The sequence below is a fragment of the Providencia sp. UF-224 genome, from assembly GCF_058245955.1.
This window is the reverse complement of the sequence record NZ_JBSICC010000034.1, coordinates 12,066-34,568: the sequence shown is the minus strand read 5'-3', so window position 1 is coordinate 34,568 and position 22,503 is coordinate 12,066. Positions and strand designations below refer to the sequence as shown.

At 44.7% G+C, this 22,503-nt stretch carries 18 protein-coding genes; 9 read left to right on the top strand and 9 right to left on the bottom strand.

The features are described from left to right. Positions 1 to 96 precede the first annotated feature (96 nt). The 7 genes from AC4IFO_RS20335 to kdpF form a co-directional block, all read right to left on the bottom strand. Positions 97 to 492, bottom strand: a complete 396-nt coding sequence (locus AC4IFO_RS20335; RefSeq protein WP_219244310.1) for a DUF5329 family protein — start codon at positions 490 to 492, stop codon at positions 97 to 99. A 93-nt stretch (positions 493 to 585) separates the two neighbouring features. Then, entirely contained in the window at positions 586 to 1,269 is a 684-nt protein-coding gene (gene kdpE, locus AC4IFO_RS20330; protein ID WP_490737173.1) for a two-component system response regulator KdpE, read from the bottom strand. 16 nt (positions 1,270 to 1,285) lie between these two features. Continuing rightward, a complete protein-coding gene (gene kdpD, locus AC4IFO_RS20325) occupies positions 1,286 to 3,973 on the bottom strand; it encodes a two-component system sensor histidine kinase KdpD (RefSeq protein ID WP_490737171.1) in 2,688 nt (895 codons plus the stop codon). Positions 3,974 to 3,984: 11 nt separating this feature from the next. Beyond that, positions 3,985 to 4,575, bottom strand: coding sequence for a potassium-transporting ATPase subunit KdpC (kdpC, locus tag AC4IFO_RS20320; RefSeq protein ID WP_490737169.1), 591 nt, complete (start codon positions 4,573 to 4,575; stop codon positions 3,985 to 3,987). 10 nt (positions 4,576 to 4,585) lie between these two features. Next, positions 4,586 to 6,649, bottom strand: coding sequence for a potassium-transporting ATPase subunit KdpB (gene kdpB, locus AC4IFO_RS20315; RefSeq protein ID WP_490737167.1), 2,064 nt, complete (start codon positions 6,647 to 6,649; stop codon positions 4,586 to 4,588). Between the two features lie 13 nt (positions 6,650 to 6,662). Further along, entirely contained in the window at positions 6,663 to 8,366 is a 1,704-nt protein-coding gene (gene kdpA / locus AC4IFO_RS20310; RefSeq protein WP_490737165.1) for a potassium-transporting ATPase subunit KdpA, read from the bottom strand. Between the two features lies 1 nt (position 8,367). Further along, positions 8,368 to 8,457 (bottom strand): K(+)-transporting ATPase subunit F, encoded by a 90-nt coding sequence (kdpF, locus tag AC4IFO_RS20305; RefSeq protein ID WP_206085296.1) that lies wholly within the window; start codon positions 8,455 to 8,457, stop codon positions 8,368 to 8,370. 446 nt (positions 8,458 to 8,903) lie between these two features. Between kdpF and AC4IFO_RS20300 the strand changes: the two genes are divergently transcribed. Further along, positions 8,904 to 9,110, top strand: coding sequence for a YbfA family protein (locus AC4IFO_RS20300; protein ID WP_490737163.1), 207 nt, complete (start codon positions 8,904 to 8,906; stop codon positions 9,108 to 9,110). Between the two features lie 204 nt (positions 9,111 to 9,314). Continuing rightward, on the top strand, positions 9,315 to 10,058 hold the full coding sequence (locus tag AC4IFO_RS20295) for a type 2 GTP cyclohydrolase I (RefSeq protein WP_490737161.1): 744 nt from the start codon (positions 9,315 to 9,317) through the stop codon (positions 10,056 to 10,058). A gap of 605 nt (positions 10,059 to 10,663) precedes the next feature. On the opposite strand, the gene AC4IFO_RS20290 is transcribed toward AC4IFO_RS20295, so the two are convergent. After that, positions 10,664 to 11,797: a multidrug effflux MFS transporter gene (locus AC4IFO_RS20290; RefSeq protein ID WP_490737175.1), complete on the bottom strand. Its 1,134-nt coding sequence runs from the start codon at positions 11,795 to 11,797 to the stop codon at positions 10,664 to 10,666. 125 nt (positions 11,798 to 11,922) lie between these two features. Between AC4IFO_RS20290 and AC4IFO_RS20285 the strand changes: the two genes are divergently transcribed. After that, positions 11,923 to 12,681 carry an AraC family transcriptional regulator gene (locus AC4IFO_RS20285; protein WP_490737160.1) on the top strand — a complete coding sequence of 253 codons (759 nt, stop codon included), beginning with the start codon at positions 11,923 to 11,925 and terminating at the stop codon, positions 12,679 to 12,681. A 77-nt stretch (positions 12,682 to 12,758) separates the two neighbouring features. Here the strand turns inward: AC4IFO_RS20285 and AC4IFO_RS20280 are convergent, their stop codons facing one another. Then, positions 12,759 to 14,045 carry a citrate synthase gene (locus AC4IFO_RS20280; protein WP_206085299.1) on the bottom strand — a complete coding sequence of 429 codons (1,287 nt, stop codon included), beginning with the start codon at positions 14,043 to 14,045 and terminating at the stop codon, positions 12,759 to 12,761. A gap of 671 nt (positions 14,046 to 14,716) precedes the next feature. Here AC4IFO_RS20280 and sdhC point away from each other — a divergent pair. The 6 genes from sdhC (at position 14,717) to odhB (ending at position 22,503) form a co-directional block, all read left to right on the top strand. Next, on the top strand, positions 14,717 to 15,106 hold the full coding sequence (sdhC, locus tag AC4IFO_RS20275; RefSeq protein WP_004909059.1) for a succinate dehydrogenase cytochrome b556 subunit: 390 nt from the start codon (positions 14,717 to 14,719) through the stop codon (positions 15,104 to 15,106). Then, a complete protein-coding gene (gene sdhD, locus AC4IFO_RS20270; protein WP_353243816.1) occupies positions 15,100 to 15,444 on the top strand; it encodes a succinate dehydrogenase membrane anchor subunit in 345 nt (114 codons plus the stop codon). The genes sdhC and sdhD overlap by 7 nt, the downstream gene beginning before the upstream one ends. A gap of 1 nt (position 15,445) precedes the next feature. Then, positions 15,446 to 17,212 (top strand): succinate dehydrogenase flavoprotein subunit, encoded by a 1,767-nt coding sequence (gene sdhA, locus AC4IFO_RS20265; RefSeq protein WP_490737157.1) that lies wholly within the window; start codon positions 15,446 to 15,448, stop codon positions 17,210 to 17,212. A gap of 35 nt (positions 17,213 to 17,247) precedes the next feature. Then, positions 17,248 to 17,964, top strand: coding sequence for a succinate dehydrogenase iron-sulfur subunit (locus tag AC4IFO_RS20260; protein ID WP_004256824.1), 717 nt, complete (start codon positions 17,248 to 17,250; stop codon positions 17,962 to 17,964). A 499-nt stretch (positions 17,965 to 18,463) separates the two neighbouring features. Continuing rightward, positions 18,464 to 21,277, top strand: coding sequence for a 2-oxoglutarate dehydrogenase E1 component (gene sucA / locus AC4IFO_RS20255; protein ID WP_490737155.1), 2,814 nt, complete (start codon positions 18,464 to 18,466; stop codon positions 21,275 to 21,277). A gap of 14 nt (positions 21,278 to 21,291) precedes the next feature. Continuing rightward, positions 21,292 to 22,503: a 2-oxoglutarate dehydrogenase complex dihydrolipoyllysine-residue succinyltransferase gene (odhB, locus tag AC4IFO_RS20250; protein WP_353243813.1), complete on the top strand. Its 1,212-nt coding sequence runs from the start codon at positions 21,292 to 21,294 to the stop codon at positions 22,501 to 22,503.

The window sequence follows — 22,503 nt, the reverse complement described above, 5'->3', positions numbered from 1 at the left end:
AAACTATAAAACGCCCAATGAAGTTCATCGGGCGTTTTATGACTGAAAAGTTGTCAACCTATATCAGGACTAGTCAAGTTTACAGACTGACAAAACTTATTCGGACTTGCTATCTACTTTGTCTTTCAATAAATCATGTAAATATTGATTGGCGGGGAGCACATTACCTTGGGCGTCTTTAACTTGGTAAATTTCGCCGGTAATGGATGATTTTGAGGCAACATTATCAATAAACTGCTCGGTGGTGTTTAGGCGTTTTTCTGTTTTGCGTAATTTTAAACGTAAATGGGATTCTGCATCGGTCGCGTTGTGTTCTGTACCGTTGCGGGTAAATGTTAAGTTTTGTTGTTTGCCGAGCTCTGTGAGTAAAGACTCCGTGCGTGCTTTTTCTTCTGGGCTCAAAGCGAGGGCTTGGGTTGTCACAAAAATTCCTAAAAAAAGAACTAAGGCAGATGAAAAACGGTTCGATAGTTGGGTTGTTAATGATTGCACGAATTTCTCTCCATAGAAAATAATGGGGAAATTATAGCCAGCCAAAGGTTTTAAACTAGCGGAAAGATTCTGAGAATTCGATGCAAAATTGGCTTATGGCATAAACCGATAGCCAATGCCTGTTTCCGTTAATAAATGAACCGGGCGAGTTGGGTCATTTTCCAATTTCTGCCGTAAGTGACCCATATAAATCCGCAAATAATGGTTATGCTCAATATAGCTTGGCCCCCATACTTGCAATAATAAATGGCGTTGAGTCAATACCTTACCGCTATTAGCAACTAATTCGCTAAGTAAACGAAACTCGATAGGCGTGAGGTGTAACTCTTCATTTTGCTTAGTGACAACCCGGTTAATGAAATCGACAGTAATATCACCAAATTGAAATTGTGAGCTTTCTTGACCTACTTTACCAAAACGGCGTAGTGCTACACGAACTCGCGCTAGTAATTCACTGATACCAAAAGGCTTTGTTAGGTAGTCATCCGCACCTGCATCAAGAGCGGCAACTTTTTGTGATTCTTCTTCGCGGGCAGACAAGACAATAATGGGAATGCTACTCCATTTTCGTAAATCACGAATTAAATCAAGGCCATCACCGTCAGGCAGCCCGAGGTCTAAAATCAGTAAATCCGGTTGCCTTGTGCCCGCTTCAATCAACCCTCTTTGGCAATTCTCAGCCTCGAAAACTTTCCAGCCTTCACCCTCCAATGCAAGTCGGACAAAGCGGCGAATTTCTTTTTCATCTTCAACAATCAGGATTTGATGGCTGCTCACAATCGGGTAATGTCTCCTAAACTTCAGCTTCAATATCAGGGAGTTGCTTTAAAGGTAAAACAAAGTGGAAGCTAGCTCCACCTTTATTATTATTTTGCGCCCAAATTTCCCCTTCGTGTAATTGAATGATTGCACGGCAGATAGCTAGGCCAAGGCCAACTCCGGGGATTGCGGACTCTTTTTGTGCACGGGAAAATTTATCAAAAATCGTTTTTTCTTGTCCATCAGGAATCGCGTTACTGGCATCCCACACTTCAATATGAATTTTCTGCCCTTCAACACGGCCATTGATGCCAATGGGGGTATCTTCATGGCTATATTTTACGGCATTTTCCAATAAGTTAATTAATACTCGCTCAATTAACATGGCATCGCAATATAACAGTAAATCAGCGGGAATATTAATCTCTAATGGATGGCTGTGTAACGTGTAATCTAATGTTCTGACTGCGCTGCTGGTTATTTCTTGCAACGATTCCCATTCAAGGTTGGGCTGAATACTGCCTGATTGTAAACGCGCCATATCGAGCAAATTATTCACTAAACGTGACGTGCTAAGCACTTGTTGGCGCATTTGGTTAACTTGTGCGGTCAGAGGGGAATTTTCTGCGGATAAATTCAGCATCAAAATTTCTGTTTGCCCAAATAAAACCGTTAGCGGCGTTTTTAAATCGTGAGAAAGTGCGGCTAGCAAGGAGTTACGCAGCTGCTCACGTTCAATATCTAATTTGGCGGACTCAGCTTGTTTTGTTAGCTGTAAACGCGAAAGGGCGCTGGCGATCAACCCTGTAAATGTCTGCAACATGCGCTGTTGTTCTGGGATCATCAACTGGCGCAAGTTACGGGGCTCGATGGCTAAGACGGCTAAGGTTTGATCTACCGTTGTGATCGGTTGCAATTGATAAGGCACACTTGGTAGGGTATCTGTTCCTGCTCCTGCGGGCTGACGCTTATCAAAACTCCATTTGGCGATGGCTTTATCAATTTGCATCGGTGTATGCCCATCACATAACAGTGGGAGTAAATCCCCATTTTCATCGGGGACTAATAAACAGCTTTTAGCTTGAAATGCATTATTCAGGAAGTGATAACCAGTTTTTCCGATATCTTGCGTATTGAGTGCTTGCCCTAATTCTTTCGTCATTTCATAGAGATGACGCGTTCGTTGTTCTCGATAGCGAGCAATTCTCGCTTGGTAGCGCATGCCAGCGGTTAGGTTCCCCACAACGACGCCAACAATCAGCATCACGGTAAAGGTTACTAAGTACTGCATGTCCATGATAGCAAGGGAAAAATGGGGTTGGACAAAAAACAGGTCGAAGCTAATAACGTTAACAAGCGCGGCAAAGACAGAAGGGCGACGCCCATAAAATAGGGCAATCAGCACCACACCTAATAAATAGAGTGTTACGAGATTTGCCTTGTCTAAGGCGAGTAAAAATGTTCTAGAAAATAAGGTGATAGCGGCGCACATTACAATCGCCATCAAGTAACCGTTTAAATCGGAACGCCATTTTTCAGAAAATGGTTTTCTTTCAGGTTCTTTATCCCAATCACTTTTTTCTTCAAGTGCAACAATCACTAAATCCAAATCGGGTCCTAATTTCCCTAAACGGTCGGCAAAGCCAGGGCGGAAATTAAGTTTGGGCCATTTACGATGTTTATCGCGTCGACCAATTAATATTTTGCCTAAATTATGCTCTCGTGCATAACGGAGTATGGCTTTTTCTTCCGAAGGGTCGGATAAGGTGGCAGTTTCGGCCCCTAAATCTTGGGCAAGGCGCAGTGCTTTGAGTACGGCGCGACGTTGGGATTCAGGGAGCTGGTGGAGCGTGGGGGTCTCGACATAGACCGCATGCCATACACTGCCAAACTTTGCAGCAAGCCGTGCAGCGGCACGCACCAATTTTTCATTGCCCATATTATGGCCGATACACAATAAAAGTCCGTCACGGGTATGCCAAACAGGGGCTTCCCCTTTGCCGTCACGAAACTCTCGCATTTGGTCATCAACGCGATCAGCGGTGCGGCGCAAAGCCAGCTCTCGAAGTGCGATTAAGTTTCCTTTGCGGAAAAAGTGCTCAATGGCGCGCTCGGCTTGTCCCGGAATATACACTTTGCCTTCTTTCAGGCGCTGGCGTAAATCGTCAGGGGGCAGGTCCACTAACACTACTTCATTGGCAGCATCAAAAATATGATCAGGAACCGTTTCGCGAACACGAATACCCGTAATACTTCCCACGATATCATTCAAGCTTTCAATATGTTGAACGTTAATGGTGGTGAGTACGTCGATGCCTGCATCTAATAGCTCCTCAACGTCTTGCCAGCGTTTTGGGTGACGGCTGCCTGTTGGGTTGCTAAATGCTAACTCATCCATGAGTATGATGGCTGGGTGTCGCGCAATTGCCGCGTCAATATCAAATGCATTTAAACGGCGACCGCGGTGCTGTAATTTTCGGTGTGGCAACACCGATAGCCCGTCCAATAAGGCCGCAGTTTCTTCCCTTTCATGGGTTTCCACCACGCCGATAAGGACATCTAACCCTTGTGAGCGTAGGCGTTGAGCCTCTTGTAGCATGGCATAGGTTTTCCCGACGCCTGCACAGGCGCCGAAAAAGATTTTTAATTTACCGCGGCCATCTTCATTGGCTTTTACCAATAAATCATCAGGGTTTGGGCGAGCAGGTTCCTGATTTTTCATAACTCACCTTATTAACGTTGGCTATTCATCTGCTGCATATATTCATCAAGTGCCAAATTCAGTTGTAGCACATTCACAACGGGTTCGCCTAAAAAGGGCAGTAAGGCCGTTTCTGTTTGCGCCGTAATTAATGATTTTACGGCTTCTAATGAAATTTGTCTGTTTTTGGCAATACGCGGTGCTTGGTAAATAGCAGCATCAACCGAAATATTTGGATCAAGCCCGCTGGCTGAAGCGGTGAGTAAATCAACAGGAATGGCATTCCCTGCATCTGGGTTCTGAGCACGCAGCAGTTTACTACGTTCTGCCATCGTTTGTTGTAACACGGGGTTACTGACAGCAAGGTTGCTTCCCCCTGAAGCGAGTGGGTTGTATGGTGTTTCCGCGGTTGCGGAAGGACGACCGTGGAAATACCCTTCACTTTGCACATTTTGTCCAATCAATTTGGAACCGACAATATGTGCATCCCGTGTGACTAAAGAGCCTTTTGCTTGCCATGGAAAAAAAGCATTGGCGAGGCCCGTGACCATTAAGGGGTAGGCTATCCCTGTTAACAGAGTTAATACCAATAACATGACAATAGATGAACGGATCATGTTCATAATCAATTCCTTAAATACCAAACAAGCTAATAAACATATCGATCAATTTGATCCCCACGAATGGCACTATCAAGCCACCTAAACCATATAAGCCTAAGTTCCGTTGCAAAAGTGATTGGGAACTCATGGGGCGATAATTCACACCTTTAAGTGCCAATGGGATTAAAAAGACAATAATCAGTGCATTGAATATCACCGCAGAAAGTAAGGCGGATGCAGGTGAATGCAAGTGCATGACATTTAACGCGTTTAGTTGCGGCCATGTCACTGCAAAAGCTGCGGGGATAATGGCAAAATATTTGGCGATATCATTTGCAATACTGAAAGTGGTCAGTGAACCACGGGTCATCAACATCTGCTTACCAATGTGCACGACCTCAATCAGCTTGGTTGGGTTTGAGTCTAAATCCACCATGTTCCCTGCTTCTTTCGCGGCTTGAGTCCCTGAATTCATCGCAACGGCTACATCGGCTTGGGCGAGAGCAGGGGCATCATTGGTTCCGTCACCAGTCATGGCGACTAATCGGCCTTCTGATTGGTATTGGCGAATAAGCGCTAATTTCGCTTCTGGGGTTGCTTCGGCAAGGAAATCATCGACACCCGCTTCCGCCGCGATGGCTGCGGCAGTTAAGTGGTTGTCCCCCGTAATCATCACCGTTTTGATCCCCATGCTGCGCATTTGGGCAAAGCGTTCTTTCATCCCACCTTTGACGATGTCTTTTAGCGCGACGACGCCTAGAACAGTTTGGTCATCCACTACGACTAAAGGTGTTCCCCCTAAATGGGCGACTTTTTCTACAAGTTTATCCGCTTCTTCGGGGAATTTTTGATGATTCGCTTCAACGTAGCGGCGAATAGCATCGGCAGAGCCTTTGCGGATCATGCGTTCACCGACGTTAACGCCACTCATACGGGTCATCGCGGAGAATGGCACGAAAGTAGCATTCATTCCGTGAATGTCTCTTTCACGTAAATTGAATTTTTGTTTCGCGAGCACGACGATACTGCGCCCTTCAGGGGTTTCATCGGCAAGAGAAGAGAGCTGCGCTGCATCCGCCAGCTGTTCTTCAGTCACGCCCGTTAACGGCAGAAACTCAGAGGCTTGGCGGTTTCCTAAAGTGATGGTACCCGTTTTGTCGAGCAACAAAACATCCACATCGCCCGCGGCTTCGACCGCTCGCCCGCTGGTGGCAATCACATTCGCACCTAACATGCGGCTCATTCCTGCCACACCAATGGAAGAAAGTAACCCGCCAATTGTGGTTGGAATTAAACAAATGAGTAATGCAATCAACACTAATATAGAAACTGCACTGCCTGCCCCTGCATACTCTGCGGCAAATACCGTAAATGGATACAAGGTTGCACAAACTAATACAAAGATAATGGTGAGTGCCGTTAACAAAATAGTTAAGGCGATTTCGTTCGGTGTTTTACGGCGCTGTGCACCTTCGACCATGGAGATCATGCGGTCGAGGAATGTCTCACCGGGGTTCACGGTACATTCAACAATCAACCAGTCAGACAGCACACGCGTCCCGCCTGTTACAGAGGAAAAGTCACCGCCAGATTCACGGATCACCGGAGCCGATTCCCCTGTGATCGCGCTTTCATCCACAGATGCACCGCCTTCGATAACTTCGCCATCGCAAGGAACGGTCTCCCCTGCACGGATCAGGACAATGTCCCCTTTGCGCAGTTGATCAGAGCTGACAATTTCTTGTGTTGCGTCCAATGAAGCCGCAGCAAGTCGTGTGGCATTACTTTGCTGTTTTACCCCTTTCAAACTTTGCGCTTGCGCTTTACTACGGCCTTCAGCTAAAGCTTCCGCAAAGTTGGCGAACAGTACGGTAAACCATAGCCACAGAGTGACCATTCCGCTAAACCATGCACTTCCTTCCGTTAAACCCGCAACCATCGCCGCCCATAATAAGGTGGTAATAAGGCTACCGATGTACACCACAAACATGACGGGGTTACGCCATTGCGCCTGCGGTGTGCATTTTTTCATAGCATCAAGAATCGATTGTTTGATGAGTTTTTTATCAAATAAAGGTGTTTTTTGCTTTTTCATTTTTTTCCCCTGATTATCCCGCAAAACCAATTTGTAGCTGCTCAGCAATTGGACCTAGTGCCAGTGCAGGGACAAAAGTCAGTGCGCCAATAAGGAGGACTGTAAAGATTAATAAGCCAATAAAGAGTGGGCCAGAGGTCGGCAATGTTGCCTGACTTTGTGCTTGGGATTTTTTGAGTGCCATCGAACCCGCGATAGCAAGTACAGGCAAGATGACACCAAAGCGCCCAACAAACATAGCGATAGCAAGTAGCACATTGTAGAACGGGGTGTTGGCACTGAGTCCTGCAAAAGCGCTACCATTGTTATTGGCCGCCGATGAAAAAGCGTATAACACTTCGCTAAAACCGTGGGCTCCTGGGTTTAAAATACCTGCACGTCCTGCATCGGTCATTAAGGCAATAGTTGTACCCAGTAGCACTAAGGTTGGTGTCACTAAAATTGCCAGTGCAACCATCTTCATTTCACGGACTTCAATTTTTTTCCCTAAGTACTCAGGGGTACGGCCAATCATCAGCCCGGCTAGGAAGACAGCCAGTAGAACAAACAGCAACATGCCATATAAACCTGAACCGACACCGCCGAAAACGACTTCACCAATCTGCATTAACCACATTGGTACCATCCCGCCCATTGCGGTAAAGGAATCATGCATCCCATTGACGGCACCACAGGAGGCCGCGGTGGTGACAACGGCATATAAAGCAGAAGAAAGAATACCAAAGCGGCTTTCTTTACCTTCCATATTAGCGCTACTGCTTGCATGCAGTTCACTTAAGAAGGGGTTGCCGACGTACTCAGCTTTAATGACGACAATGGCGGCGATAACAAAAATAATTCCCATGACCCACAACAAGGTATGTCCTTGTTTGTTATCACCCACAGAGCGACCGAAAGCAAAACACAGCGCAGTAGGAATTAAGAATATTGCCAGCATCTGAACAAAGTTACTTAGTGCCGTCGGGTTTTCAAATGGGTGCGAAGAGTTTGAGCCAAAGAAGCCGCCGCCATTGGTTCCCAGCAATTTGATTGCTTCTTGGGATGCCACAGGGCCCATTGGCAACAGTTGTGTTGTGTTATCTAAATTGTCAACTAAGAGGTAGTCAGAAAAGTTTTGAATTACCCCTTGGCTGACAAAAAATAACGCAACGACAATAGCGAGAGGGAACAATAAATAAAAGGTGATACGGTAGATATCGACCCATGCATTGCCCAGTGTTTTACTGCCATGAAGTGAGAAAGCACGGATTAAGGCAAAAACCACGGCAATACCCGTTGAGGCAGAAAGAAAATTTTGCACGGTTAAGCCAGCCATTTGGCTTAAATAGCTTAGGGTGTTTTCGCCGCTATAGGATTGCCAGTTGGTATTTGCGACGAAGCTTATTGCAGTATTAAAGGCTAAATCCCAACTCATACCCGCAAAGTGCTGTGGATTGAGTGGCAAGCTACCCTGAAATATTAAAATGGCGAACAACAAAACAAAACCCAGCACATTGAATAACACAATGGCTAAAGCATATTGTCGCCAATTCATTTCGACAGCTGATTTTCCGGGCTGTTTAATACCCGCTAAACGCCAAAGTAATGACTCGCTTGCCATCAAAGGGCGAGGGATATCGCCGTCAATAAGGCGTGCAATCCCATTTCCTAATGGTTTAGCCAAGATAAGTAAGACCAGTAGAAAACTGCCAATCAGTAAAAATGAGGTGGTGGCCATATCAGAAATCCTCCGCGTTAAGCAGGGCGTAAATCAGATAAACCAGCAGTAGAACAACGAGAACTGCCCCAAAAATGGAAAGTAATGACACAGTGTTTTCTCCTTATTATTTCCATGACATAAGGGTAGAGAGTTCGTTGTAAAGAAGCTGATAAAAAGATAGGGCCGGGTGTAAAAAAAGTATAAAAATGCGTATTTTTTCAGCAAGAGAGAAGTTAAAGAGGCGCATTTAGCACGAGATGTACGAATAGTTAAAATATAGTTTGTTATTTAAATGTTGTAAAATTGTGTGTTTAAAACAAGTTTTGGTTAAATTTTGTAGTAAAAATACAGAATGATAAGAAATTATTAGTAATACCTTAATTTTAGTGGTCAGATGAGTAGTTTTATTACACAATTTGCGCTATTCTATATTCAGTTAATTAATTATCATATTATCTGTTCGGTTTTAGTCGCTCTGTGGAATAGCTGTATTTGGGGAGTTTTTTAGAGCAAAGCTGGGATCGACAAATAAGTGGCAACTGAAGGAGGATATCGATGTCCACATACCGCGAATATTCCCGTAATCAGGTACTTGCACGCCGCACTGCTGCTGTAACAGCGGGCATTATTGCGTTTCCTGTTATGGTTTTTCACCCGAAAAGAGCTAAATATTACAGTTACTTAAACAAAGTTTGGTCAAAAACAAGCGATAAGCCTGTTTGGCTAGAGCGTTCAGAGAATACGCTCGAAAGCCACCGCTAATCCTACGGATTAAACCATTGATGATAGCCCCTGCAATAATGCGTTGTGGGGGTTTTGTTTTTTTATATTCCTAACTTCCTTTCCCAATGATGTACTTCAAATAACACAGAAAAAAAGTGTGTTTGCGTTTATGCTTATTGATTATCAGCAAATTACATTCAAAATGGTGTCATAGATTCGCTGTGCAGTAAAAAGGACAACATAATGCATAACTTAAAATTAGAAGAAGTCATCAACAACGAGCTCAAAGTGAATGAGTTTCAAGATTTTGCACCAAATGGATTGCAAGTTGAGGGTCGACCTCATGTGCATAAAGTCATTACTGGCGTGACGGCCTGCCAAGCTTTGCTTGATGTCGCCGTTGAGAAAAAAGCGGATGCGGTGATTGTTCACCATGGCTATTTTTGGAAAAATGAGCCTGCCATTATTAAAGGCATGAAAAAGAACCGTTTAAAAACATTACTCGTAAATGATATTAATTTGTATGGGTACCATCTTCCTTTAGATGCTCATCATCAATTAGGAAACAATACTCAACTGGCCTATATCATGGGTGTACAAGTGAATGGCCAAATCGACCCATTATTGCCATTCGGCTTTTTTGACCAACCAATCACACCTGCAGAATTAACCGAGCGCTTAGAAACGCGTTTAGGTCGTAAAGTTCTTCATTGTAGTGACAACGCGAAAGATGAAATTCGCCAAATAGCATGGTGTACCGGTGGCGGGCAAGGCTATATTTTGCAAGCGGCAGAGTTTGGTGTTGATGCCTTTGTGACCGGGGAAGTTTCAGAACAAACAATTCATATCGCAAGGGAGATGGGGATCCATTTCTATAGTGCAGGGCACCACGCAACGGAGCGTTATGGGATTAAGGCGCTGACAAGATGGTTAGTTGATGAGCATGGGTTGGATGCCGAGTTTGTCGATATCGATAATCCAGCTTAATTTTCGTCGCCTTTCAAACCACAGCGTTGTTGGCTGCATTCGCGAACCCTAGTCACATACCTATGTATGCTCCTAGGGCTTCGCTCTTTTGCCGCCTAGCTGTGATTCGAAATGCATAGAAAATAGAATTCTCGTCATATTTCGAGCGGTGGCGGCGTTGGCTTCACTCGGCTACCTGGGTCACATACTTATGTATGTTCCCCAGGCTATCCTCATTTGCCGCCTAGCCACAACTCGAACTATTTAGAGAATTAAATGTTTATCTAACCTTCGTCATTTTTTTAATCACAGCGTTGTTGGTTGCATTCGCGAACTTTAGTCACATACTTATGTATGCATCCATTTTTTCGTCATATTTAGCGCTGTCACGGCGTTGGCTTCATTCAGCCACACGGGGTCACATACTTATGTATGTGACCCATGATGACTTCATTTTGCTGCCTTGTTATAGCACCAACTATTTAGAAAAAACCTAGGCTTAAAAGAAAAACGTATTTTAATTTATAGCCATATTTCAAGCTGCACCTGTATTGGCTATCCTCATTTGCCGCCTAGCCACAACACAAACTATTTAGAAAATTATATGTGTTTAATAAAACAATAATTTAACTCGTATAAACGCGATAGCGTAGTGATGCAAGAACGAGAACCAAACTTGAGATAGCGAGCACTAAACCTAAGTGTTGGCTCCAGCCTGCGACTATCAGCCCGATGGCGAGCCCGATATAATAAAGTAAACCTAAAATTGCGCCAGCAGTGCCTTTTCGGTCACTATAACGGTTTAATGCGTGAGCAAGGATGTTCGGGATCGCAATGCCATAGCCAATAACCACGCCAATGACGGGTAAAACGAACCAAACAGAATCCATAAGAACAAAAACCGTACAGCCACTAACCAAAGAAATGGCACTCGATAACTTAACAAGTTGCTCAGATGTGTGTTTTTTAGCCAATAAATGGCGGTTAATCATCGAGCCTAACCCCACTCCGAGTGCCAATAAAATTCCCGTGAGACCAAATTGTTGCTGAGTGAGCATTAATTGTTCAAAACTGAAAGGTGCCAGCTGATAATAGCTAAATAAATTAATGTTGAAAAATGCTATCAAGATCACATTTCTCATAATCTCTTTATCCGTGATCATCCGTAAAAATGTCTCCATAAATGGGATTTTGATCACATTTTCAGGGCGTGTCTCCGGTAATCGATATATTGACCACAGTAAAAGTACGATAGCTAAAATAGCTAAACCAATAAAAACACCACGATAACCCGCCAAGCCAACGAGGCCCGCACCTGATAACATGCCTAGTGCAGGGCTAATGGCCAATGCAATGCCCATAATTGAAAAAACTTTTGCTAATTCATGGCCTTGATAGCTATCACGCATTGCCGTCTGTGTGCCAATTGAGCCCACGGCAGCACCAAAAGCGGCTAACATTCGCAGCAGCAATAACAAATAAAATTGGCTAATAAATAAGGCACCCATTGAGGCAATCCCATAAACCAGTAAACCCGCTAAAACCGTTGGGCGGCGGCCAACCGTATCGCAGGCTCTACCCCAAAATACAACCCCTAATGCAAAGGCAAAGAAATAGAGCGAAAGCGTTTGTGAAGCTTGTTCTGCATTTACTGAAAAAGCGCTCGCAATGTCCGTCAGTGCAGGGCTGTAGATGGTTTCCACAATTTGTGGGAACATCATTAAGGCTATAGCCAGCCATAATGATAGAGGGTGTTTCATGTTCATTTTTCTACCCTGTGTAATAAAAATTAATGGTCTAACCTGTCAATGATGGGCAGTTTAATGGTAATTTAAGTGTCTTATTACAATAATAAAGACTATTAATATCAAAAATCGGACATTTTATGGCGTGGTTAAATCAAACGGATGAGTTTCAAACACACTGGTATCCCGCCCCTGTTTTAGGGATTGCTGCGCAAATGGGGCAGCACGATTCAGGCACGCATACCCATGAAATGGGGCAACTTTTGTTTACCCAGCAAGGGTGCATTCGTATATCCCTAGAAAACCGTCTCTCTCTGTTACCCCCTGGTAGGGTGGCATGGATCCCGCCACATGTTCGCCATCGCGCACAAATGCGTGAATCAGTGGGGTATCGGTCAGTTTATCTTGGTGAAGAATATGCCCAAAAACTCGGAAATGAAGTGGTCATTTTGAGCATTTCACCTTTGTTAAGGGAGTTATTAGAGCGTATTGCTATCGCACCCTTTGACAGTGATTGGAAAAAGGGAAGGTTAGCCAATTTATTACCTGTTTTTATTGATGAACTACAAACTGCTACAACCGAACCAACCTTGCTTTCTTTACCGCAAGATAGGCGCTTAAAACGTCTCGATATCGAGCAATTACCCCCTAATTTGAGCCAACTTGCCCAAATTGTCGGCGCTAGCGAAAAGACAATAACCCGTATTTTTTTGAAAGAAACGGGAATGACGTACCAAACATGGCGGCAACAATGGCGGTTTATTAAAGCGATTGAATTATTAGCACAAGAAAAGCCATATCATTTTATTACTCAAGAACTTGGGCTTACCAGTGACAGTGCGTTTATTAGTTTTTTTCGTAAAATGAGCGGAATGACACCAAGAGAGTATCAACGGTAGGAAATGGTTAGTTAAATAAAAAAGACCTTGATAAATCAAGGTCTTGCTTTACGTAGGGATTCGGATTTAACGAAATATTATTTTTTTGCTAATTCAGAGTTGAATTCACGTTTGTCATAACCGGTATACAGCTGGCGAGGACGCGCAATTTTCAGGCCGTCATCGTGCATTTCGTTCCAATGTGCAATCCAACCAATGGTACGCGCAATAGCGAAGATTACGGTGAACATTGAGGATGGAATACCCATTGCTTTCAAGATGATACCTGAGTAGAAGTCAACGTTAGGGTACAGTTTCTTCTCAATGAAGTACGGGTCGTTTAGTGCGATACGTTCCAGCTCCATTGCGACTTCCAGTAAGCTGTCATTCAAGCCAAGTTCATTCAGAACTTCGTGGCAAGTTTCACGCATTACAGTGGCACGTGGGTCGTGGTTTTTGTAAACACGGTGACCAAAGCCCATCAGGCGGAAAGAGTCATTTTTGTCTTTCGCACGTTCGATAAATGCAGGGATGTGCTCAACAGTTTGAATTTCTTCAAGCATGCGTAGGCAAGCTTCGTTAGCACCACCATGAGCAGGCCCCCACAGTGATGCGATACCGGCTGCGATACATGCAAATGGGTTTGCGCCCGATGAACCCGCAGTACGTACCGTTGAAGTTGATGCATTTTGTTCGTGGTCAGCGTGCAGGATTAAGATACGGTCCATTGCGCGCTCAAGAACTGGGTTTACCGTATATTCTTCACATGGTGTAGAGAACATCATGTGCAAGAAGTTACCCGCGTATGACAGATCATTACGTGGATAAACAAAAGGTTGGCCAATAGAATATTTATAACACATTGCTGCAACCGTTGGCATTTTGGACAGCAAGCGATAAGCCGTAATTTCACGGTGGCGTGGGTTGTTAACATCCAGCGCATCGTGATAGAACGCCGCCAGTGCTCCCGTCACACCACATAATACAGCCATTGGGTGTGAGTCACGGCGGAAACCATTAAGCATGCGAGTAATTTGCTCATGGATCATGGTATGGCGAGTCACCGTATTTTTAAATACGTCGTATTGTTCTTGGGTAGGTGCTTCACCGTACAGCAGGATATAACAGACTTCGAGGTAAGAGGCTTCGGTTGCTAGTTGGTCAATAGGGAAACCACGGTGCAGCAAAATGCCTTTATCACCATCGATATAGGTGATTTTTGATTCACAGGATGCAGTAGAAGTAAAACCCGGGTCGTAGGTAAAGAACCCTTTTGAACCTAAAGTTCGGACATCGATAACGTCTTGACCAATGGTAGGGCTTAAAATATCGAGTTCAATATCACCGGCACTACCAGTCATTAGCTTAGCTTTGTTATCAGCCATTTACGGTCTCCTTAGCGCTTGATAATCGACACCCAACAACCCAGAAGCTCAGCGTTATACTGTGTCTTCGTGCATTGTTCTACCGGTATGCTTTGGAAATCAGCTCGCTATCACATAAAACCTGAAATCTGAGACCGACGACAATGTAATTAGGTTGTTTATGAGTGTGTAGATGTTATGTTCTTTTTGTTGTTTTCCCTACAATATCATTATTTGTGGTAAGGGGAACAACTTTCATAACTTTTGTTATTAATACCCATCATAGTTCAAATTGTGGAGTATCTAACATTGCATGTGCACGTTTTTTATTTTTACGGTGAAGTATCAACCGCACCGTTAAGATAATTCTGCCAGACCTATATGTAAGATAAATGTTGAATCATTGTCAAATAAGATAAGCACATTTATACAAAATGTTTAAATCGTGATCCTTCTCACTGTTCGGGCTAAATGTCCCCAAACATTTTGTGTGGGAATTGTAATGGCATTGTGAAGACTTTATACTAGCGGCAGGTCTCCGGATTACCCTGTAGTAGGAGTTCCCAGCGTGATCAGTATGCAACTTTATTTAAACATGATGGATTAGAGTTTGTGTTAAGTTGCATTTTGTACCCCTGTCGCTGTCTGATTTCCACCCCAGGTCCGGAGGATGGAAAATAATAAAGAGCTGTGTGGGCAAAATTGTGAAAAAACAAAGACCTGTCAACCTTGATTTGCAGACGATTCACTTCCCGATCACTGCAATATCTTCGATCTTGCACCGTGTCTCTGGCGTCATTACTCTCATCGCAGTTGGTATTCTGCTTTGGTTGTTAGGGACATCTCTCTCCTCTCCAGAAGGTTTTCAATACGCGTCTGAAATAATGACTGGCTTTTTTGCTAAGTTCATTCTTTGGGGCATCCTGACTGCATTGGCTTACCACATTTGTGGTGGTATCCGTCATATGCTAATGGATTTCGGCTGTGTTGATGAAACCCTTGCTGCTGGTAACTCATCTGCAAAAATTACATTTGTTATTACCGTAATTCTGGCAATTCTGGCGGGGATCTTAGTATGGTAAGTAATGCATCAGCTTTAGGCCGTACTGGTATCCAGGACTGGCTGTTAATCCGTGGCTCTGCGATTATCATCGCACTCTACGTACTCTACATTGTTGGTTTTGTTGCGATTAACGACATTACCTATGAAGTCTGGCGCGGTTTCTTTGCCTCTTCTGTGACGAAAGTATTCACTATCCTCACCTTGTTCTCGATTCTTGTGCATGCGTGGATTGGCATGTGGCAAGTGCTGACTGACTATGTTAAGCCGCTGGCAATTCGCTTAGTGTTGCAATTGGCTATCGTTGTAGGTCTGTTGGCTTATTTAATTTACGGAACAATCGTTGTGTGGGGTGCATAAAATGAATCTGCCAATCAGAGAGTTTGACGCTATCGTTATCGGTGCGGGCGGTGCAGGTATGCGCGCAGCACTTCAAATTTCACAGATGGGCCTATCTTGTGCACTTCTGTCAAAAGTCTTTCCAACCCGTTCTCACACGGTATCAGCGCAAGGTGGTATTACTGTTGCTTTAGGTAACACGCACCCTGATAACTGGGAATGGCACATGTACGATACCGTTAAAGGTTCCGACTACATCGGCGACCAAGACGCTATCGAATATATGTGTAAAACAGGGCCAGAGGCTATCCTCGAATTAGAACATATGGGGTTACCGTTCTCGCGCCTTGACGATGGAAGCATCTATCAACGTCCATTTGGTGGTCAGTCTAAAAACTTTGGTGGCGAGCAAGCAGCACGTACCGCAGCCGCCGCTGACCGTACAGGACACGCACTGTTACATACGCTGTATCAGCAGAACTTAAAAAACCACACCACCATTTTTTCTGAATGGTATGCCCTTGATTTAGTTAAAAACCAAGATGGCGATATTGTGGGTTGTACTGCGATTTGTATGGAAACGGGCGAACTCGTTTACTTCAAAGCGAAAGCAACCATTCTGGCAACAGGTGGTGCAGGCCGTATTTACCAATCAACTACCAATGCCCACATCAATACGGGTGATGGCGTGGGGATGGCAGCGCGTGCTGGCGTACCACTGCAAGATATGGAAATGTGGCAATTCCACCCAACGGGTATCGCAGGGGCTGGGGTTCTGGTCACTGAAGGTTGCCGTGGTGAAGGTGGTTACTTGCTGAATAAAGACGGCGAGCGCTTCATGGAACGTTATGCACCAAACGCGAAAGACCTTGCAGGTCGTGACGTTGTTGCACGTTCAATCATGATTGAAATTCGTGAAGGCCGTGGTTGTGATGGTCCTTGGGGCCCACATGCTAAGCTGAAATTGGATCACTTAGGGAAAGAAGTTCTGGAATCGCGTTTACCGGGTATCCTTGAATTATCACGTACCTTCGCGCACGTTGACCCAATTAAAGAGCCAATTCCTGTCATCCCAACATGTCACTACATGATGGGCGGTATTCCAACGAAAGTTACAGGCCAAGCACTTCGCTATAACGAAAAAGGCGAAGACGAAGTTATCCCAGGCCTGTTCGCTGTGGGTGAAATTGCTTGTGTATCAGTACACGGCGCTAACCGCTTAGGCGGTAACTCACTGCTCGACTTAGTGGTATTCGGTCGTTCTGCAGGTCTGCACCTGAAAGAATCCATCATGGAACAAGGTTCAATGCGTGATGCTTCTGAATCTGACATTGATGCAGCAATGGCTCGCTTTAATCGTTGGGAAGGCGCACGTACTGGCGAAGATCCAACTGAAATCCGTAAAGCACTGCAAACCTGCATGCAGCATAACTTCTCCGTATTCCGTGAAGGTGATGCAATGGCTAAAGGTTTAGAAGAGCTGAAAGTGATTCGCGAACGTCTGCAAAATGCACGCCTTGATGATACGTCGACTGAGTTCAATACGCAGCGTATCGAGTGTTTAGAACTGGATAACCTGATGGAAACTGCTTATGCAACAGCACAAGCTGCAAACTTCCGTACAGAAAGTCGTGGGGCTCACAGCCGCTTTGACTATCCAGAGCGTGATGATGCGAATTGGTTATGTCACTCATTATATTTACCGCAATCTGAAACGATGACGCGTCGTGAAGTTAACATGCAGCCAAAACTGCGTGAAGCCTTCCCACCGAAAATTCGTACCTACTAATGCGTGGTGTTAATCCAGTTGCGGAGAAATAAACTATGAAATTACAATTTTCGATTTATCGCTACAATCCTGATGTGGACAACGCACCACGTATGCAAGATTACACGCTAGAAGTCCCAGAAGGGCGTGACATGATGTTGCTGGATGCGTTAATCCAAATTAAAGAGCAAGACCCAACATTATCCTTCCGTCGTTCTTGTCGTGAAGGGGTATGTGGTTCTGATGGTCTGAACATGAACGGTAAAAACGGGTTGGCTTGTATCACGCCATTATCTGCTTTAATCCGTGGTGGGAAGAAAATTGTCATTCGTCCATTGCCAGGTCTGCCCGTTGTACGTGACCTGATCATCGACATGACTCAGTTCTACACCCAATACGAAAAAATCCGTCCATATCTGATTAATGACAACAAAAATCCACCTGCGCGTGAGAATTTACAAACTCCTGCACAACGTGAAAAACTCGATGGTTTATACGAGTGTATCTTATGTGCGTGTTGTTCGACTTCTTGCCCATCTTTCTGGTGGAATCCGGACAAATTTATTGGTCCAGCAGGCCTGTTAGCGGCATATCGTTTCTTGATTGATAGCCGTGATACTGAAACCGATTCGCGATTAGATGATCTGAACGACGCTTTCAGTGTTTTCCGCTGTCATAGCATCATGAATTGTGTCAATGTATGCCCTAAAGGACTAAATCCAACAAAAGCTATTGGTCATATTAAATCTATGTTGCTAAAACATAGTGCTTAATAGCTAAATTTAACCCGCAGTGCCTTGGCACTGCGGGCTAAAATGGAAATAGCACGAAATAAAAACATAAGTTAAAAATAAAGCGTAAAGTAAATCCAAGATTTTGATTTAAATAGCGCTTAAGGTCACAAAAGCGCGAAAACCAAATACCCATAAAGGTCATCAGAAAGTAACATTGTCATCAATAAAACGTAGCATTAAATAAAACGTTGTAACAACAAAAGCGCAAAAAAGTGAACGTAACGAAAGTAACAGTAAAAAGTAAAAAAAATAGCCAACTGCAAAAGATGAAGAAGACGAAAGCGTAATCTTAGGGGCCTTTAAAAACCGCAGCCAGTTTTTAAAGGTTCCTTAAAAGGGAAACCCTTACTGATAAAGGGCCTCCCAAAGAGAGAACATGCATAAAGCACGTCCAAGAGAACCTTTATCGAGGTCGCTTAAATGCGGCGATTAGTTAACCACGGCGAAAACTAAAGCTTTTAAAGCTTAAGGGATCACAATGCAGAACGGCGTAATGAAGGACTGGCTGGATTCAAGCTTTCTGGCAGGCGCGAACCAGACTTATATAGAACAGCTCTATGAAGATTATCTGACTGACCCTAACTCTGTCGATGCCGAGTGGAAAGCCATTTTTGAGCAACTACCAGGTGCAGCCCTCGGCACCAATGGTGAGCAATTCCACTCCCAAGCGCGCGATTACTTCCGCCGCTTAGCAAAAGACTCTACTCGTTATCACACCTCTGTTAGCGATCCAGCTATCGATGCAAAACAAGTCAAAGTTTTGCAGTTAATTAATGCATTCCGCTTTCGCGGACATCAAAATGCCAACCTTGACCCGTTAGGGCTATGGAATCGCGAATCTGTTCCAGATTTAGACCCAGCTTTCCATAACTTAACGAAAGAAGATTTCAACGAAACCTTCAACGTCGGTTCTTTTGCTATCGGCAAAGAAACCATGAAACTCAGCGAGCTATATGACAACCTGAAACGCATTTACTGCGGTTCAATCGGTGCGGAATATATGCACATCACCAATACAGAAGAAAAACGTTGGATTCAACAACGTCTTGAGTCTGTTGACGTGTCTAAAGTTTTCTCTGCGGATGAGAAAAAACGCTTCCTGTCTGAGCTAACCGCGGCTGAAGGTCTTGAGCGCTACATCGGGGCTAAATTCCCGGGTGCAAAACGTTTCTCATTGGAAGGTGGTGATTCACTGATCCCAATGCTGAAAGACTTAATCCACCACGCTGGCAAACAAGATACTCGCGAAGTTGTGCTGGGTATGGCGCACCGTGGTCGTTTAAACGTACTGGTTAATATCTTAGGTAAAAAACCGGGCGAATTATTTGATGAGTTCGCGGGTAAACACAAAGATCATTCAAGTGCGGGTGACGTTAAATATCACCAAGGTTTCTCGTCTGACTTTGAAACCGCCGGTTCACGTGTTCACTTAGCGCTGGCGTTTAACCCATCGCACCTTGAAATCGTTAGCCCAGTGGTAATCGGTTCTGTACGCGCTCGTCGTGACCGTTTAGATGAAGGTCGCAGCAACATGGTTCTGCCAATCACTATTCACGGTGACTCAGCAGTAACTGGTCAAGGCGTTGTGCAAGAAACCCTGAACATGTCTCAAGCACGTGGTTATGAAGTGGGCGGTACCATGCGTATCGTTATTAACAACCAAATTGGTTTCACCACCTCAAACCCGAAAGATACACGTTCAACAGAATACTGTACTGACATCGTGAAGATGGTTCAGGCGCCAATTTTCCACGTGAATGCGGATGACCCAGAAGCGGTTTCATTTGTCACACGTTTAGCGCTGGACTTCCGTAATACCTTTAAACGCGATGTGATGATCGATTTAGTCTGTTACCGCCGTCATGGTCATAACGAAGCCGATGAGCCAAGTGCAACTCAGCCTGTGATGTACCAAAAAATCAAACAGCACCCAACACCACGTAAAATCTACGCAGACCGCTTAATTGCAGAAAACGTATTGAGTGCAAATGATGTGACAGAAATGGTTAACCTGTACCGCGATGCGTTAGATGCGGGTAACTGTGTGGTTGAAGAGTACCGTGAAATGGGTCTGAACTCATACACATGGGCACCATATCTGAACCATGAATGGGATGCATCCTACAAATCAACAGTTGATATCAAACGCTTAACGGATCTGGCTGTTAAAGTCAGCACTATCCCTGAAGGTGTTGTCGCACAATCTCGTGTTGAGAAAATCTACGCTGACCGCGCAGAAATGGCGAAAGGCAATAAATTACTCGACTGGGGTGCAGCTGAGACTTTAGCGTATGCAACGTTAGTTGATGAAGGCGTTCCAGTGCGTTTATCCGGTGAAGACGCGGGCCGCGGAACCTTCTTCCACCGCCATGCGGTTGTTCACAACCAAACTAACGGTTCTGTCTACGTTCCACTGCAAAACATTCATAACGGCCAAGGCGTGTTCAACGTTTGGGACTCTGTTCTGACTGAAAATGCGGTATTAGCGTTCGAATACGGTTATGCAACGACTGAACCTCGCGCTCTGACCATCTGGGAAGCGCAATTTGGTGACTTTGCTAACTGTGCGCAAGTGGTTATCGACCAATTTATTAGCTCTGGTGAGCAAAAATGGGGTCGTATGTGTGGTCTGGTCATGTTACTGCCTCATGGTTATGAAGGTCAGGGCCCAGAGCACTCATCTGCACGTTTAGAGCGTTACCTGCAACTGTGTGCTGACCAAAACATGCAAGTGTGTGTGCCGTCAACACCGGCTCAGGTTTATCACATGTTACGTCGTCAAGCCCTGCGTGGCATGCGTCGTCCTCTGATTGTGATGTCACCTAAATCTCTGCTGCGTCACCCATTAGCGGTGTCTAGCATGGAAGAACTGGCAAATGGCACATTTGAACCAGTTATCGGTGAAATCGATGAAATCAATCCGAAAAATGTGAAACGCGTCGTGATGTGTTCAGGTAAAGTTTATTACGATCTGTTAGAACAACGTCGTAAGAATGAGCAAACTGACGTGGCTATCGTGCGTATCGAACAGCTATATCCGTTCCCACACGAAGACATCCAAAAAGCGTTGGCGCAATTTACCGGTGTGAAAGACTTTGTATGGTGTCAAGAAGAGCCATTAAACCAAGGCGCTTGGTATTGCAGTCAACATAATTTCCGTGAAGCTATCCCAGCTGGGGCAACTTTACGTTATGCAGGTCGAGCTGCTTCTTCATCTCCAGCAGTTGGCTATGCGTCCGTACACCAAGAGCAACAGAAAGCTCTGGTCAATGACGCTTTGAACATTGAATAATTAAAGGATAGAAAATGAGTAGCGTAGAAATTCTTGTTCCCGATCTTCCTGAGTCCGTTGCCGATGCTACGGTTGCCACATGGCATAAAAAACCAGGTGACAGTGTTCAGCGTGATGAAGTCCTGGTTGAGATCGAAACAGATAAAGTGGTACTGGAAGTGCCAGCGAGCGAAGCGGGCGTATTAGAAGCTATCGTTGAAGACGAAGGCGCAACGGTATTATCTAAGCAATTGTTAGGCCGTATTCGTTTAGGCGACAGCACTGGCATTCCTGCGGAAGTGAAAAGCGCGCAAGAAGCAACACCAGCTCAGCGCCAAACTGCGAGTTTAGAAGATGAAAGCAACGATGCGCTGAGCCCAGCAATTCGTCGTCTGATTGCAGAACATGACCTGAACCCTGCGAACATTAAAGGTACGGGTGTTGGCGGTCGTTTAACACGTGAAGATGTTGAAAAACACTTAGCGGCAAACAAATCCGCAGCACCAGCAGCTTCTGCACCAGCTGCGCCACAGGCTCCTTTAGCGCACCGTAGCGAAAAACGTGTTCCAATGACACGTTTACGTAAACGTATCGCAGAGCGTCTGTTAGAAGCGAAAAACACCACAGCAATGTTGACCACGTTCAACGAAATCAACATGCAACCAATCAAAGACTTACGTAAACAGTATGGCGAAGCGTTCGAAAAACGTCACGGCGTACGTTTAGGTTTCATGTCTTTCTATGTTAAAGCGGCGGTTGAAGCACTGAAACGCTATCCAGAAGTGAACGCTTCTATTGATGGCAGTGATGTGGTTTACCATAACTACTTTGATATCAGCATCGCGGTATCAACACCTCGTGGTCTGGTCACCCCAGTACTGCGCGATGTCGATGCAATGAGCATGGCTGATATCGAGAAGAAAATTAAAGAACTGGCTGTTAAAGGTCGTGACGGTAAATTAACTGTTGAAGACTTAAGCGGCGGTAACTTCACTATCACTAATGGTGGCGTATTCGGTTCTCTGATGTCTACACCTATCATTAACCCACCACAGAGCGCAATTTTAGGCATGCATGCCATTAAAGACCGCCCTATGGCTGTAAATGGTAAGGTAGAGATTCTTCCTATGATGTACTTAGCGCTGTCTTATGACCACCGCTTAATCGATGGTAGCGAGTCAGTCGGCTTCTTAGTCGCTATCAAAGATATGCTGGAAGATCCAACTCGTTTACTGCTGGACGTATAG